The sequence below is a fragment of the Mesorhizobium sp. WSM3873 genome (assembly GCF_001672445.1).
Lineage (GTDB): Bacteria > Pseudomonadota > Alphaproteobacteria > Rhizobiales > Rhizobiaceae > Mesorhizobium.
In genome coordinates, this window is sequence record NZ_LYTM01000005.1 from 111,087 (window position 1) to 124,415 (window position 13,329).

A 13,329-nucleotide genomic window follows, 5' to 3' on the forward strand; every position below is an offset into this window, starting at 1 on the left:
TTGATTTTCCCTTGAGCTTGTTAGTAGGGGCGTCTTCTATGCCGCAAAACGAGCATCGACCGGAATATCCGCAGCCACAATCGTGGCCAGCATGGCCGATGTTGCGGCAGAAAGCGTCCACCCCAGATGCCCGTGACCCGTATTGTAGAAGACACCTGGAACCCGGCCTTTGCCGACCCGCGGCATCATGTTCGGCATCATCGGCCTCAGCCCTGCCCACGGTACAACGTGTTCAGTTGCGACTTTCGGGAACATCATCCGCGTCCAGTCAACCAAAGGTCTGATGCGATCTTCGCGGATGTCGAAATTGACGCCGTTGAACTCTGCGGTCCCTGCTACGCGCAGACGCGCTGCACCGAGGCGGCTGGTCACAATTTTGGCCCGATCGTCCAGAATGCTTACCCAAGGCGCCGAGGAATCTGCCGCAGAGCCATCCAAATCCACCGTAATTGAATACCCTTTTACCGGATAAATATTGATGCGATCCCCGAACATCGCAGCGATATCGCGACTATTTGTTCCCGCACACACTACAATGCCGTCGGCTTCCAACGTCTGATCGGCGCCACCAGTTGTGCAAACGAGGTTAAAGCAATTCCGGCGTTCAATCCGGGTCACCGGAGCGTCATATATAAATTGAGCGCCACGCTTTGTGCAGGCCTTCTCCAAGCCCGCGCAGTACTTGTGAATGTCGCCGGTAGAATCCGACGGGGTGTAAAAACCTCCATAAAAATTGCCATGCATTGCAGGTTCAATCCCGGCAAATTCGCTGGGCGTCACCGAATGCCGGTCGAGGCCACCTTCGTTCAGCATCTTATTCACCTTCAACGCATGGTCGAAGCCGGCTTTGTCCCAGTAAACATGCAGGATCCCGCGACGTACGTGATCAAAGTCGATCCCTTCACGGTCAGCAATCTCGAAGAGGTGCTTACGGGCCGCGATAGCCAGGCGGGTCGTTTCAATCGTGTTCTCGCGGTATCGCGAAATATTGGACACGAACTCCAGCAGCCAGCTGTACTTGTGCCACGACGGGGCAGGGTTCATGAGGAGTGGCGCATCCCGCCGAAGCATCCACTTGATTCCCTTGAGGACGGTCGACCAGTGATTCCAGACTTCGGCATTGCTCGCGGACAGCTGGCCGCCGTTGGCGAACGACGTTTCCATCGCGGCATAGCGACGCCGCTCAACCACAGTGACGTCGTAGCCTTGCTCCAACAAAGCATAAGCCGTCAACACACCGGCAATTCCGGCGCCAATTACAATAATTTTAGGCATTTTAACTCCGAACAGTACAATGGGTGCGAGGCCGGCCCGCGGTGAATCCCCAAATCTGTCTCGGGTACCTGAGAGCTTAACCGGACCTGCCGGCTTTCCCCTTCGGTGGACGCTCGAAGCGTCTCTCTCCAGATTGTTCGGCGGTGCGGTCACTTTTGCCTGAGAGTTTCCTTGGGGGGTTGCTCCGTCGGCGTCGGCAGTTGCCGATCTCTCCCGTCCAGCCTTTCGAACACTGCAGCTATACGATGATAGCCATACCATTGATCGCCATTTCCACATCTGTGCTGAAATGTACGGACCATTTTTCCGGTTTCTCTGACTGATATGAGCCCAATGTGCCCAATTTCAAGAAATCGGCTCAGAGTGGTCCTAGCACGCCGATAAGCGGTTGACACCGCACCTACATGAGATCAGTTCGGCTAAAAGCTGAGCGGAGGCAGTGCTGCTCGCCCATCTGGCTCGATTTAACATAATGGATATTATCGGCACCTCGGCACCGCAATAAGACATTGATTTCGAATGGGGTTTGTCAGTTCCATAATATGCGCCTGAAGGATCGCAGGGATTCGACCTAAGAGACCGCTCTTAGGGCGTGTTACGACGCATATATTTCATGCACATTTGTAAGCGCTGCCTGCAATGCCTTTGTCGGCTTTGCGAAGCGAGCCGCCATATTGGAGGATCCAACCTCCGCCATGCAGTGGATCGCTGCGTGTAAGGCGGGCAGCGAAAAAGTGCAGGCGTAGAATTCCGCGGCTTTGTAACGCTGGTGCAGGGGCAATATTGTCGAGACTTCATGGCTGGCCAGGGATCGACTGGACGCGAGCGATCAAGCTTAGCCACGGGGACGCAGCCGAATTTCGGCTGAGGAAATAGTGCGGCCTGTCGCCGCCGGGTGGAGGGGAGCGTGATGTCGGGCTTGAGCAGATTTGAGAGACCAGTCGTCGTTCAGGTCAGCCGTCACGGCTCTGAGCGCATTGTGCTCGATGCGCGGCGATTAAGAGCCAGAGGGTTCAAAAAGCGAATCTGTAAGAGTGGCGGACGGGGATTCAGCTCCTGGCAGAGGCGGAGAACAGCAGTTGTGACGACCGATTTTGGATCACGCATCAATACCTACTCTTCGAGCCAATGCAGCCCGGCTATGAAGGTGCCGGATGTTGCACCGGAATGGGCGAACTCTGGCGGCATGCCTGGTGCCATCCTCTCGGCATTCCAAGTGCCGGCATGCGGTCGATAGCGCCGAAAAGGTCGGGAGACTTCAGGTGGCGCATCAACGGTTGGCACAGAGGCATCCCGGCTTCCTCCTGAAAGCGGCTTTTGGGCGCGACCGCCGCATTCCACCCCTCGGATAGGGCCTTTCACCTTCTGGGCGTAGACCAAGCGATGGCCTGTCGGAATTGAACCGAGGATTAGCCGCACCCTCGAACTGCCGATGGCGCTCAACCTTGCCCAACTCCACGAGGTGCTCCAGGCCTCCTTTAGTTGGACCGATAGCCATTTGCACCAGTTCAACATCGGCGGCATCATCTATGGCGCGCCGGAGTTCGACGACGACGGCTTCACCGCCAATCGCATCTTCAAGGCAACCGAGTTACGGATGGTCGATTTCGTTTTTTCCTACGATCCCGACGAGCAGCCCATCACGATCCGCTATGAGTACGACTTCGGCGACAACTGGCGCCATCTGCTCCGCCTGGAACGCCTTCCGCGCGAGGCAGGCGTCAATTATCCTCGCTGCATTGCAGTTGGCCGGTCAGGGCCGCCAGAGGACGTCGGCGGCCCGCACGGCTATGCCGAGTTCCAAGAAGCATGGCGCGACAGCGGTCACGAAGTGCATAAGGCCATGCGCCGGTGGGCCGGCCGCAAATTTCATCCCGAAGACTGCGACCTCGACGCCATAAACAAGGCGATCGCCAAGGCAGTGCGCGCCGCGCGAGGAAACTACCGCTTCCGCCGCCAACCCAGGGCAGAGTTGTCCGCACACGACAGAAACCGTTTCAAGCTCAAACCGGCCAACAAAATGTAAGGCGGCATGGCAAGCGAATAGTGACCACAGTTCAATGCCAAAAGAGTTAGCCTGGCTCCGGCGTTCTCCAGCCTCTGCATGAACCTCGCCGAGAGCGCCGGCAACACCACTTTGTCTCTCTTGGCCAACACGACGTGAAGATCGAGATCAGGCCGTGCCAGACTATGTGTGTAATTCTCTAAGTTAAGTGGGCCCCAGGCCCTTCTGAGATCGGTCAGCTCAATCTCAGGCTCAAGGCTATCGCGTATCGATCGTGTCGCGCGGCCCGTCCAGACCATGTCCGCTAGACTCCCCGCCGTCAGGAACAGCGAGGCTTTTGACACGGCCTGGTCGCGCGCAGCAATCAACCCCGCGACCCAGGACCCTAAGCTCATACCAAGAACCGAAATCTCTCCATAGCCTTCGCTTTTCAACCAACGTATGAGCTTTCGCCCATCCAACACTGCCTGCCTTACAGATTGGATCGTTCGACCGAGATTAGGGCTAAGCATATAGTCGGCGTGCACGGAGCCGGGACGGCTGCGTTCGAAGTGATAAGGCATAGCAATCTCGACAACCGTGACGCCACGCTGCGAGAAAAAGTTGGCAATCTGACGATTCCGGGCGCTTGCATTCCAATGGTGAAAAATCACCATCGCCTGATCGAACGAACCGCTTTCTGTGACTTTCGCCCAAACAACATTGTTCGGTTCGATATCAGTCGCAATGTCCGACGGAAATTTTAGCCACCCATCTTTCCATTCAAAACAATCATCGCTCTCACTCGGCTCATCGAAAAAGGCTGGATCAGCCACGGCCTGGTCGGCAAGGACACAAAACTCCTCGATGCTTGCAATCTTCCCCGCGCCCGGAAAGGCGCGGTCCGCGTCAAGGATGAAGTCCGTTGTCTTCTTCCCTACCTCACCGCGTCGCGCACGCCGCTCATCCCAACGATCAAGCCAGCTATGATACACTGTGATTTTTTCCTAATTCGCTTGCTCGCCATCGACCAAATCCGGGATCAAATAGGCCGTATGTCGCGAGCAGCACTCCAACGCCCAGCAGGATCGAAAAGCCAGCAAATGCATCGATCAGCAAGTAGCCAGCCACGAGTAACGCCACGATCGCCGACATCTTCCACAAGAGAACCTGAACCCGACTTCCGCCGCCTAAACGTATGGTCCCGTACACAAAAACAACACAGGTCGAAATAACGATAAGAAAGCTGCTGTAATGCGTCGGCATCCTATAGGCGATCCCGTCGCCCACGTCGTTGCCTCCATAGAAGGCTGACGACATATCGCCGACCAACCAAGCCACGATATCTTCTCCACGCGATGTCAGGTAAGCACTCTGGACCTTCATGACTATGGCGATCAGAACCCCCAAAACAGTACACCGAAAAATTCCGCGCATCACTCTGAGGCTGGCTTGGTTGTGCTCGTGTTGATAATCCACTTCCGGCTGATTACTCGCTGCTTCTCCAATTCTCCAAAGATCATGGATGACCGTATAGAGCAAAATGAGACCTACGAAGAACAGATAAAAGCACAGGCACATGTATAGGTAAGCGAGCCCGGTGAATACGATCGCTTCTGGAACCGATATGACCTCAGGGCGCACAATCGCTAACGAGCCCCAATCCGTCGCATAGTGGCCACCGCCCTTCATCAGCGGGAGCAAACACACGCCGATCCACTGAAAAAGACCGGCGAACAGCACACAAATCAAAAAAACCGCCCAATATGAAAACGAAGAAGCTTCTACGCTGCGCGCCCAGGCATCGTCGCTTTCCATCTTATTGCCATTCCCCACAAGCTTTGGGCGGCCTTCATCTTTCCAAAAGGTCACTAGCTCGGTCACGAAGGCAAAAAACAGTGGCAAAAAGACCATGAAGACGAATGTCCAGTTCGCTGTCCAAAGAAACCCAACCTGCTTGACGACGCCATCCGCCCGGCCATATGTCACGCTGTGAATCCCGGTAATATATGACAAAAACCCAAGAGCGGTGACACCCGCAAACACTGACGCTGGTAGATTCAGGGGAGATCCGTGAGTAAAAAACGCCTCCGATTTCCTCGCCAAACTAAAACGCCGCCTCGGCCCCTTGGCGTCAATATCCCGTTTTAGCTCTGCCGGAGACGCTGTGTCGTCATCGAAGGTCGCAGCCAGTGCTGTATCTGGAATCTCCCGTGCAACGCTGCTTCCGGCGCTCTTCGATTCTCGTCTCTTGGCCGCTAACCTCGATTGCGCCGCACTGAGCTCCATCTGCCATTCGCTGGTGGCCACCGGATCACCGCAGCCAAAAATCCTCGCCAGCCAACGAATGTTGGCAGCGCTAATACCCTTGTCGTTCTCTTGAAACCAAAGCTGCACTGTTCGCAGATCGACCCCGATCCGGTTGGAATCAATTTGTGAAATCGCCTCTGCAAGAAGCTCGGGCGTCCATGGGCCTGCAGGAAATCCATCCTTGCCCAACGGCTGACCCGCACCCGCAGCCGCTAACCGTTTGAATATTTCCTTGAAATCACTCCCATCTCTCGGTGGCGGGAGAAATAACTTTTCATTCTTAAACAACGACTTGCAGGCTCTGATTTCGCTTCGTTTCGTATCCTATCGTGCCATCGTTCCTGATCAACGTATTTTTCAACTCGATGCAACGGGCGAGGGGCGGGCCGCGAATTACTCGGAGCAGGACAATGGCTGTTGAACTGGCATGCAGCAACGGAGAGGCGCAAAAGGCGGAAGGAGTCGTGGATCTGGTCGCGGCGCACCGCCGCGCCATTTCAGCGCTGGAGTGTCTCGGGAAACGTTTGATGCACGCCGGAGAGGCCGAGGCGGCGCTGATCGGTCCGCGGCTTGACGCTGCCATGAAGACCGAGACGGTTGTTCGACGGCAGGCAGCGATGGCGCCGGTGGCTAATGTCGGCGAGCTGAAAATCAAAGCCGCATATTTTAAGCGGCTCATCAACAACGGTTGGTGCGACGTGGATGCGGACGACCTGCAGGAACTGCTGCGGTCATTTGCCGAGTTGCCGATCTAAGAAAAGAGAGCGGAAATCCACGACATGAGCGCGTGCCATGCGGCATAGGTCAGCGCCGGCACCGCGATGATGGCGATGAATGCGAGCGCCCCGGCTATGGCACCGTGCGTGCGGCCCTCGACCGGGTAGTAATAACGGCTCGATTCATCTTCGTGGTTCATTGCTTGCGCTCCCCTGCCCGTCTCAGCAGAAGTTCAATGGGATGTTGAAACTTCGTCGCCCAGAGACCATCAGCTTTCATCTTCGCGTTGAGCTCAGCCACCAGATAGGTGGCGCTGACCGCCTTGCCTTTCGCATCAGTAGCGGCGAAGGCGTAGCCGGCCGCGATGAGCGCGGTGCCGAGGTCGACCGTATCGCCGTCGAGTTTCGCGCCACATACCACAAATGTGGCTTTGTCGAGCGCCAAGGCGATCGGCTGGCAGGTCACGGCCGCCGTCGAAAACAAGGCGGCCAGGTGCGCGAGCGAGACGTTGCCGCAATCGAGCTCTTTGCCATTGGCATCCGCGGCGATCGTGCCCCGCAAGCATGATTGCACGCCATAAAGCCGGTAGAGCTTGCCATCGTCGCGCCACGTATCTCCGGTCAGCAGCTCGACGCTTTTCGACACCAGGAAGGGCGCGGCTGTCGCGCTTCTTGGCTCGACGCCTGCGGCGCTCACGGCGTGGGCGGTCGCGAGTGAGATAAGCGCTGCGAGGCTAGTTCGCTTCATCGGTCTGGAACTGTTTGCCGAGATCTAAGGCATGTTCGAGATCCGGCCGCAGGGACTTGCCGTCCTTGTTGCGGCCGATCGCAGCCATCTCGAAGAAAACCATGGAATCGTCGTCATAGGAGACCGAATAGGGATCGTTGGCATTGCCGGCCCCGACGAGCGCAAAGCATGAAACCGCGTCCGGCACCCCGGATTTGCTTTTGAGGACCAGCGTCTTGCACAACACGGCCGAGGCGCGGGTGTTATAGACAGCCTCGTCATAGTCCCGCACGGCCTTCGTGCAATCCCACTGCTGAGCCTTGTAGGTGATCTTGGGCTTCGGGCAGGCCGTAAGCCCACGCAGCCGGTAGGTGACGCCGTTGATGACGCGTTCGGTCGCGGACGTGATCTCCACCGGTTTTGCCAGCGCTGTCACCTCGCGCTGAAAAAGGCCTCCGCGTGCGTCGTAGCGCTCGTAGACGAAGGTCTTTTCGCCAGGCTTTGCGAACTTCTGCAGATACGCGGTCGAGGGCTGCTCGAACGGATGCGGCTCGTTGGTGCCCAGATCGGCGGCGCCTACGACGGTGCTGTGGAGCAACAATGCCGCGAGGAAGAAGAACTGCTTCATCGGAAAAATGGCCTCTATCCTGCTTCTCGTATTGACACTTTACTTTGGCACCATGTACCCATAGTAAAGTGTCAACCTTGGTGGCGCAATGAAAAACCGGATCGCCCTTGCGCTTTCTCTCTCAGCCGTCATGGCGCCATTAGGCGCCCATGCGGACAACACGAGTTCGACGCGCATCGCGGTGGCATTTGCTCTGCCTGCCCACCCGGCGGTTTCGACCCGTTCGGCCGCTGAGAACGGTTTGCCGATCGGTGGTGGGTGTGCGCCGACGGATCGCGGGCGGGCCGCGGCCTTGGTGCGCCAGATTGCTGAGGAAGAGGGCTTCGATCCCGACCTGACCGAAGCGGTTGCCTGGGCGGAAAGCGACATGGGCGGCAATCAAGGGCCGTCCCGCGCGGGCGCGCTCGGCATAATGCAGCTCATGCCGGCGACAGCGTCCCGTCTCGGTGTGACTGACAGGTGTGACGCGAATGCCAATATCCGTGCCGGCGTCCGCTATCTGAAAGCGCTTTATGATGAGTTCCGTGATCCGCTTTTGATGTTGGCGGCCTACAATGCAGGCGAGCAGAACGTCTACAAGGCCAAAGGCATCCCGGTGAACGACGAGACCACGAAATACGTGGTCAAGGTGCTCAATCGCTGGAAGCTCGGCAAGCTGATCAAGGCTCCCCTTCCCAACCCTGTTGATCATCGTCCTGCAGCCGCGACCGACGCGGTCGATGGCGTCGCCTGGCAAGACGGTCACGTCATGGATTTTGGCAACTGAAAAAGGAGCGAGACGAGGATGGATTATAAAAAGGCGGGCAAGTTCGCCCTGCAGTTTGTGGCCGCCGCGGCGATCGGCATGGCGCTGGCGCCGGCGAGCGCATACGCGCAGTCAGCTGCCCCGGTCGAGGGCGTGCTGGAATGGTTCGTCGGTGTGCTGCAGGGCAGCATTGCCCGATCTTTCGGGATCATAGCGGTTTGCTTTCTCGGCTTCCTCGCCATGACCGGCAGACTGGTGTGGATGATGGCGCTTTCGATCATCATCGGCATCGCTCTGGTGTTTGGCGCCGCAGCCCTGGTCGATTCCATCCGGTCCACCGCTGGAGGCGCGTGACCGATGGAGGATGAAGAGGTCTATGTCGAGCCGGTCAGCCTGCCTCTGACGCGCCCGCCGATGAAATGGGGTGTGCGCTACGAGGTGTTCGCGCTTAACGGCATGGCTGCAGTCATCGGATTCATTGCGACCAGCAGCTTCACGCTTGGCCTCGGCCTATTCAGCGCGACGCATTTGATCAGCGCTTATCTGTGCCAGCGCGACCCATACATTTTTCACATAGTCGAGCGCCGGCTGTCGAAGCGGGGCGCGGTCGCCAACTCAGGCTTTTGGGGTGCGAGGAGCTATTCGCCGTGAGCGTGAACGCCGACCTGAAATTCGCCAAAGCGCGCAAACGGGAAAAGCCTGTCGAGGCGCATGTCCCCTATTTGCGCCATGTCGACGACAACCTGGTCGTCACCAAAAGCGGCTTTCTCGTCGGGGTCATTCAGCTTAGCGGCCTGCCCTTCCAGACCATGGATCAGGCAGAGCTCAACAACCGCATGTTCAATCGCAACACGACATTCCGCAACCTCTCCACGTCCCGTTTTGCCGCCTATGCGACCATCATCCGGCGTCACGTCACGCCCGAGATCGAAGGGGATTTCGACAACCCTTTCGTGGCGGAGCTCGATGCCCGCTACATGGATGAGCTGGGCTCGAAGAACCTGTTCGTCAACGAGGCCTTTTTGACGCTCATCCGCCGGCCGATGGTCGGGCGCGTCGGCTGGGTCGACAAGGCGCTCAACGCGTTCCGCATCAGCACGGCCGGCGAAGAGACACGTGAAGAGGCCATGGCCGAACTGCACGATGTCCTCAATGGCGTCACCAAGGACTTTTCGGCCTATGGCGCGCGGCTTTTGGGCGTGATGACGCGGCGCGGCAGCCTGTTTTCCGAACCTGCCGAATTCATCGCCAAGATCCTTGCCGGCGGCGCGGATGTCGAAATGCCGCTGCCGCGCATGAGCTTGGCGAGCGCCTGTGCGACCCGGCAAATCTTCTTCGGCAAGTCCGCTCTGGAGATCAGGGGAGCGCAGACAAGCAAGATTGGCGCCATGGTGTCGATCAAGGAATACCCGCCCTTCACCGCACCCGGCTCGCTCGATGGCCTGTTGCGGCTGCCGCATGAATTCATCCTGACGCAGTCCTTCGCGATTGAAGACCGCGTGACGGCCATGCGCCGCATCAACACGATCTCGAACCAGGTCAGCGGTTCGGATGAGGCCGGGACCACGGTCGAGGATTCCGTGCACGCCGGCGCTGACAAGCTCGCCGGTGGCGAGGTCGTTTTCGGGCAGCACCACATGACGGTGATGGCGCTCGCTGCCGACGTCCAAGCGCTAAACCGCTCCATGTCCGACATCACGGCCGAACTGTCGCGCATGTCGATCGTGCCGGTGCGGGAAACGCTCAACACCGAACTAGCGTTTTGGGCACAGCTGCCCGGCAATTTCAGCTACATCGCGCGCCGCGCCCTGATCTCGTCGCTGAACTTTGCTGGGCTGTTCTCGGGTCACAATTTTCCCTCGGGCCAGCGTGAGGGACTGCACTGGAAGCGGCCGATCGCGCTCCTCGAGACGACCAGCCAGACCGCCTATTATTTCAACTTTCACGTTCACGACGTCGGCCATTTCACCGTTTTCGGCCCGACCGGTTCGGGCAAGACGGTGGTGCTGTCGTTCCTGATGGCCCAGGCGATGCGGATTTCGCCGCGACCCCGATGCGTCTACTTCGACTATATGCGCGGCGCCGAGCTCTTCATCCGCGCGCTCGGCGGCCGCTACGAGGTCATGGAGCCGATGCAGGCCACCGGCTTTGCGCCGCTCCAGCTCGAGGACACGGCGGAAAACCGCACGTTTCTCGAAGGGCTATTGCGCTATATCCTGACCCCCGACGACGGATCGCTCGACGTGGCTGAAATGCGCGTGATCAACACGGCCGTCGACAAGGTCTACAAGATCCCGCGCCAACAGCGCGCGTTCGAGTTGCTGCCGGAGGTGCTGCGCGGCTCGCTGACGCCCGGAATGAACGACCTCGCGGCGCGAATTGAACCGTGGCTGAACCCTGGCGACAAGGGCTGGCTCTTCAACAACCCTGTCGATCTCGTCGATTTCTCGAAGCCGGTGGTCGGGTTCGACATGACCAAGATCCTGGCCGACAAAAAATTGCGCTCGGCCGCCCTGCTCTACATCTTCCATCGGCTCGAAGAGATCATGGACGGCACTCCGCTTCTGATGTTCCTCGACGAAGGCTGGAAGCTGCTCGATGACGAGGTGTTCGCCGCCTTCATCAACGAGACTTCGAAAACGATCCGCCGGCGCAACGGCGTCGTCGGCTTTGGCACCCAGACGGCCGAGGATGTGGTCAACTCGTCGATCTCGTCCTCGCTGATCGAGCAGACGAAAACCAACATTTTTTTCCCCAATCCGAAGGCGAGCAAGGATTCCTACATGGCGCGCTTCTCGCTGACGGCGAAGGAGTTCGAGTTCGTGCGCCGGACCGCCAAGGAGACGCGCACATTCCTGGTCAAGCACGACAGCGATTCCGTCGTGGCCAAGCTCGACCTCTCGGCCATGCCCGACCTCATCAAGGTGCTGTCGACCAACGAAACCAGCATCAAGGAATGCGAACGGCTGCGCGAGACTTACGGGCAAGAGCCGGAAGCGTGGCTGCCCTACCTTTGTGGATGGGAAAGCGAGCATGAAGAAGCGGCTTAGAAGCGCGATTGTCGCGGCCGCGATTATGCCGGGGCAGATGGCGGTTGCCCCGGCGCTGGCGCAAATCGCGGTCATCGACAATTCCAATCTGGATAAGCGTGCGCAAGACGAGCAGCACAGCGCAAAATCGCACGATTCCAAATCCGACGAGCAGGAGAAGAAAAAGAGCCTCGTTTGCACCTATACGAACAAATACAGGTCGCAAATGTTCGGCCGCTCGCCTGGCGAAGCGCTGAGCCGCGACGCCGAAAACGCCAAGCTCATCCGCTACTATGCGCAAAAATATGGCGTTCCGGAGGGGCTGGCGCTGTCGGTCGCCTACCAGGAATCGCGCTTGGACAGCTGCGCCGGCTCGCACACCGGCGTCAAGGGCGTGATGCAACTGACAAAGGGAACGGGCCGGCAGCTCGGCTTCGATCGCGACATCAACGAGCAAAACATCGAGGGCGGCGTCAAATATCTCGGCAAAGGCGTCGCGCAGTGTGGCGCCAGCAACTACAGTTGTCTGGCGAGTTTCTATAACGGCTCGAACGCCGCCGAACAGGCTGGGTGGGCCTCGGGCGTCGGCCGATGGCACGGCTATTTCAACAGTTACGTCTCTAGCGGAGAGGCGCCGGCGGCGTCCCCGCCGGCGATCAGCATCGTGACCTCGAGCGGACCGGGCGGCGCTGCTCAGAATGGGGCCCTCGATTCCGTCTCCAAAGCCGCGGCCGACCTTGACGGAAGCTTCGCACAGATGACGGCCAATTCCTCGCGGATCGACGCGCTTGCCGGCGGGGTCGGACAGGTTGGCGAATACAAGGATGCCTGGGAGCTCAACTCGTCCGCTCGAGGTCTCAATGCCGACGTGACCGGCCAATATATCGGTCAGGCCTCGGACTTCACCGCCCTGCTCGGTCAGTTTCTTTCGTTGAACAACGTCGGAGCCTCGCAGACCGCGCGGATCATTGCCGCGCCGCAAGGTGGATCCCCAAATCCCTTTTCATGCGACCCGGCCGAGCTTGAACGCCTGCGGATCGATCGAAGCCAATGGCTACCCTGTGCGAGCCGGAGCGCCGAGAGCGGTTCGGGGAACGCGCAGTCCGTGCCAATCAACGCCGATCCAAGCGGCGCAGCGCGCGCGATTGAAGCAATCCAGGAATAGGAGGCTGATGTGAGAAAAATCGCTATCGCAGCAGGGGCGGCACTTCTGTCGAGCGCCGCTCATGCGCAGATCGCCGTCATCGACAATGCGAATTTGGACATTGCCCGCCAGAACGCCGACAATACCAATTCGATCATGGGCTCCAACAAGGACATCCTTGAGAAGAGCAATCAGATCCTGCAAGCCCTGACAGGAAGTCGTAACGGCTCTCTCGGTATCGGCCAAATGGGCCTCGGCGGCAACATGTCGATTGCGCAAGCCCCGAGCTTCGGCTCGATCCTCAATGGCGGCGCCCTCTCCTTCGGCGGGCTGTCGCCGCAAATCCAGAAGATCGCCGGAGCGGTGATCAACGGCCTGCAGCTGGTCAAACAGCTCCAGCAAATCACCGGCGATGGCAGCAGTGCCGTCAACACTGCCTATAGCGGCAGCGTCAACGTCGCCTCGCTCTTGAGCGCCCTCACCTCGCAGGCCTCCCAAGGGGTGGCCCATCGCGAACAGTCGTTGCAGTCGGCCAGCGGCCAGATCGGACAGGCCGAGGACGTCAAAGGCTCGGTCGATCAAAACACGCGCATGCAGCTTGAGAACGCGCGTGCGGTCAACGAGCTCATCGGCGTGCAGAATGGTGCCGTCGCCGCACTCAACGAGGAAATGAAGACGCGGCTTTTGCGGCAAAGCCAGGTGCAAAAGCTGATGACGCCGGCGCAAATCAATCCGTTCCAAAATTTTGGCACAAGCGGGAACTGATCGTTG

Annotated in this window: 13 protein-coding genes, 1 pseudogene and 1 riboswitch; of the genes and pseudogenes, 8 read left to right on the top strand and 6 right to left on the bottom strand. The window is 58.7% G+C overall.

The window, feature by feature from the left end; translation table 11 throughout:
- Window positions 1–36 precede the first annotated feature (36 nt).
- Window positions 37–1,275 carry a D-amino acid dehydrogenase gene (locus A9K71_RS05030; protein ID WP_066991212.1) on the bottom strand — a complete coding sequence of 413 codons (1,239 nt, stop codon included), beginning with the start codon at window positions 1,273–1,275 and terminating at the stop codon, window positions 37–39.
- A gap of 45 nt (window positions 1,276–1,320) precedes the next feature.
- A riboswitch (glycine riboswitch) is annotated at window positions 1,321–1,417 on the bottom strand.
- A 1,248-nt stretch (window positions 1,418–2,665) separates the two neighbouring features.
- On the opposite strand from A9K71_RS05030, the pseudogene A9K71_RS05035 reads away from it, so the two are divergent.
- Window positions 2,666–3,301 (top strand): annotated as a pseudogene (locus A9K71_RS05035) (plasmid pRiA4b ORF-3 family protein); the annotation flags it as partial.
- Here the strand turns inward: A9K71_RS05035 and A9K71_RS29850 are convergent.
- Together A9K71_RS29850 and A9K71_RS05040 are read right to left on the bottom strand one after the other, a co-directional pair.
- Complete coding sequence (locus A9K71_RS29850) at window positions 3,217–4,254, bottom strand: alpha/beta hydrolase family protein (protein WP_082980350.1); 1,038 nt, start codon at window positions 4,252–4,254, stop codon at window positions 3,217–3,219. The pseudogene A9K71_RS05035 and the gene A9K71_RS29850 overlap by 85 nt on opposite strands.
- Window positions 4,244–5,857 (bottom strand): hypothetical protein, encoded by a 1,614-nt coding sequence (locus tag A9K71_RS05040; protein ID WP_066991215.1) that lies wholly within the window; start codon window positions 5,855–5,857, stop codon window positions 4,244–4,246. The genes A9K71_RS29850 and A9K71_RS05040 overlap by 11 nt, the downstream gene beginning before the upstream one ends.
- A 122-nt stretch (window positions 5,858–5,979) precedes the next feature.
- Between A9K71_RS05040 and A9K71_RS05045 the strand changes: the two genes are divergently transcribed.
- Window positions 5,980–6,324 (top strand): hypothetical protein, encoded by a 345-nt coding sequence (locus tag A9K71_RS05045; RefSeq protein WP_066991218.1) that lies wholly within the window; start codon window positions 5,980–5,982, stop codon window positions 6,322–6,324.
- On the opposite strand, the gene A9K71_RS31160 is transcribed toward A9K71_RS05045, so the two are convergent.
- From A9K71_RS31160 to A9K71_RS05055, 3 genes are read right to left on the bottom strand one after another with little or no spacing between them, the layout of a single operon-like run.
- Window positions 6,321–6,485 (bottom strand): hypothetical protein, encoded by a 165-nt coding sequence (locus A9K71_RS31160; RefSeq protein WP_156752590.1) that lies wholly within the window; start codon window positions 6,483–6,485, stop codon window positions 6,321–6,323. The genes A9K71_RS05045 and A9K71_RS31160 overlap by 4 nt on opposite strands.
- Complete coding sequence (locus A9K71_RS05050; protein ID WP_082980351.1) at window positions 6,482–6,982, bottom strand: hypothetical protein; 501 nt, start codon at window positions 6,980–6,982, stop codon at window positions 6,482–6,484. The genes A9K71_RS31160 and A9K71_RS05050 overlap by 4 nt, the downstream gene beginning before the upstream one ends.
- A gap of 37 nt (window positions 6,983–7,019) precedes the next feature.
- Entirely contained in the window at window positions 7,020–7,640 is a 621-nt protein-coding gene (locus tag A9K71_RS05055) for a hypothetical protein (RefSeq protein WP_066991224.1), read from the bottom strand.
- An 88-nt stretch (window positions 7,641–7,728) separates the two neighbouring features.
- Between A9K71_RS05055 and A9K71_RS05060 the strand changes: the two genes are divergently transcribed.
- The 6 genes from A9K71_RS05060 to A9K71_RS05085 are packed head-to-tail and all read left to right on the top strand — an operon-like array spanning window position 7,729 to window position 13,323.
- The gene (locus tag A9K71_RS05060; protein WP_066991227.1) at window positions 7,729–8,406 is read left to right on the top strand and encodes a lytic transglycosylase domain-containing protein; all 678 of its coding nucleotides are present in this window, start codon (window positions 7,729–7,731) and stop codon (window positions 8,404–8,406) included.
- Window positions 8,407–8,424: 18 nt separating this feature from the next.
- Entirely contained in the window at window positions 8,425–8,739 is a 315-nt protein-coding gene (locus A9K71_RS05065) for a TrbC/VirB2 family protein (RefSeq protein WP_066991230.1), read from the top strand.
- A gap of 3 nt (window positions 8,740–8,742) precedes the next feature.
- Window positions 8,743–9,036, top strand: coding sequence for a VirB3 family type IV secretion system protein (locus tag A9K71_RS05070; protein WP_066991233.1), 294 nt, complete (start codon window positions 8,743–8,745; stop codon window positions 9,034–9,036).
- Window positions 9,033–11,435, top strand: coding sequence for a VirB4 family type IV secretion system protein (locus A9K71_RS05075; RefSeq protein WP_082980352.1), 2,403 nt, complete (start codon window positions 9,033–9,035; stop codon window positions 11,433–11,435). Before A9K71_RS05070 ends, A9K71_RS05075 begins: the two co-directional genes overlap by 4 nt.
- Window positions 11,419–12,579, top strand: a complete 1,161-nt coding sequence (locus A9K71_RS05080) for a transglycosylase SLT domain-containing protein (protein WP_066991239.1) — start codon at window positions 11,419–11,421, stop codon at window positions 12,577–12,579. Before A9K71_RS05075 ends, A9K71_RS05080 begins: the two co-directional genes overlap by 17 nt.
- 9 nt (window positions 12,580–12,588) lie before the next feature.
- On the top strand, window positions 12,589–13,323 hold the full coding sequence (locus tag A9K71_RS05085; RefSeq protein ID WP_066991242.1) for a type IV secretion system protein: 735 nt from the start codon (window positions 12,589–12,591) through the stop codon (window positions 13,321–13,323).
- Window positions 13,324–13,329 lie beyond the last annotated feature (6 nt).